We start from the raw sequence: 1,672 nt of genomic DNA, 5'->3' as shown, positions 1-1,672 counted from the left end.
CTACAGCATCCTGCCGCTGGTGTGGCTGGTCACCTCGGCCACCAAATCCGTCGGCGACTTCTCCGCCACCAGCGCCTTCGAACTGGCCGACTTCAACCTCTGGGGCAATCTGCGCGACCTGTTCGCCCGGGAAGACGGCGTCTTCCTGTACTGGATCCGCAACTCCCTGCTCTACGCGGGTGTCGGCGCCGTGCTGGGCGCTCTGATCTGCACCGCCTGCGGCTACGCCATCGCCAAACTCGACTTCCCCGGACGCCGCGCCCTGTTCGCGGTGACCCTGGCCGGCGTCCTGGTGCCGCCCACCGCCCTGGCGCTGCCCCTGTACCTGCTCGCCTCCAACCTGCACCTCGTGAACACCTTCTGGGCCGTCTTCCTGCCGCTGCTGAGCAACCCCTTCGGCGTCTACCTCGCGCGCACCTTCGCCGATGCCGCCGTACCCGACGAAGTCCTGGAAGCAGCACGCCTGGACGGGGCCGGCGAGGTCCGCATCTTCCTGACCATCGCCCTGCCGATGATGCTGCCCGGCTTCGTCACCATCCTGCTCTTCCAGTTCGTCAGCATCTGGAACAACTTCTTCCTGCCGCTGGTGATGCTCACCGACCCCCAGCTGTTCCCCATGACCCTGGGCATCTACCAGTGGAACACCCGGGCCCCGCAGTTCCCCGACTACAACCCCCTGGTCATCACCGGATCACTGCTCGCCGTCCTGCCCCTGATCACCGCCTTCGTGGTGCTGCAACGCCAGTGGCGCAGCGGCCTGTCCGCAGGGAGCGTCAAGTGACCGCGGGCGCAGCCGACCGCAGCGGCCCGCCCGCCACGCCGCGCAGGCCCGAGACGCTGCTGCTGATGAACGACCGCACCCTGCGCACCCAGTTCGGGCCGCAGGAACTGGCCCGACTGCACGCCGCCGCCTCGATCGGGCAGCCGCTGAGCGCCGCCGACCTGGAATCCGCCGCCGTCCGCGCCCGCCTCGCCGAAGCCGAGGTACTGATCACCTCCTGGGGCTGCCCGGTCCTGGACACCCACGTCCTGCAAGCCGCTCCGCGCCTCAAGGCCGTGCTGCACGCCGCAGGATCCATACGCGGCCACGTCCCACCGGCCGTGTTCGACCGCGGCCTGCTGGTGACCACGGCCGCCGACAGCAACGCCGAGCCGGTCGCCCAGTACACCCTCGGCGCGATCCTGTGGGCCTTCAAGAAGGTGCCCTTCCTGGCCATGGACGCACGCCGCTTCCGCGAGGACTGGAGCTACGTGCACGAGCGAGGCGAACTCAGCGGCCGCGACCGTACGGTCGTCCTCGTCGGCTTCTCCCGCATCGGCCGCCGGGTCACCGCCCTCCTGCGCACCCTGGACCTCGCCCGGGTCCTGGTCGTCGACCCCGTGGCGGACCCCGACGAGATCATTGCCGCCGGAGCCGAACCGGCACAGCTCGCGCAGGCCCTCCCGCAGGCCGACGTCCTGAGCCTGCACGCACCGGAACTGCCCGCAACCCGCCACATGATCAAAGCGGCGCAGCTGGCAGCCCTGCCGCCGGGCGCGGTGCTCATCAACACCGCCCGGGGCTCCCTCATCGACACCGCGGCGCTGGAGGCGGCCTGCCGCGGCGGCCTGCACGCCGTCCTGGATGTCACCGACCCCGAACCGCTGCCCGCCCACAGCCCGCTGTACGACC

2 protein-coding genes are annotated in these 1,672 nt (G+C 70.5%); both read left to right on the top strand.

What is annotated here, in order from left to right; all coding sequences use genetic code 11:
• Positions 1-781: carbohydrate ABC transporter permease (locus tag ACQKIP_RS46830; protein WP_427745803.1), on the top strand; the 781-nt coding region annotated here is incomplete at its 5' end.
• Positions 778-1,672: hydroxyacid dehydrogenase (locus ACQKIP_RS46825; protein WP_427745802.1), on the top strand; the 895-nt coding region annotated here is incomplete at its 3' end. The genes ACQKIP_RS46830 and ACQKIP_RS46825, both read left to right, overlap by 4 nt.

Source organism: Streptomyces sp. NPDC059900, assembly GCF_050270335.1.
Classification (GTDB): domain Bacteria; phylum Actinomycetota; class Actinomycetes; order Streptomycetales; family Streptomycetaceae; genus Streptomyces.
Note: the sequence above shows the minus strand (reverse complement) of the source record. Positions and strands in the feature narration are given on the sequence as shown.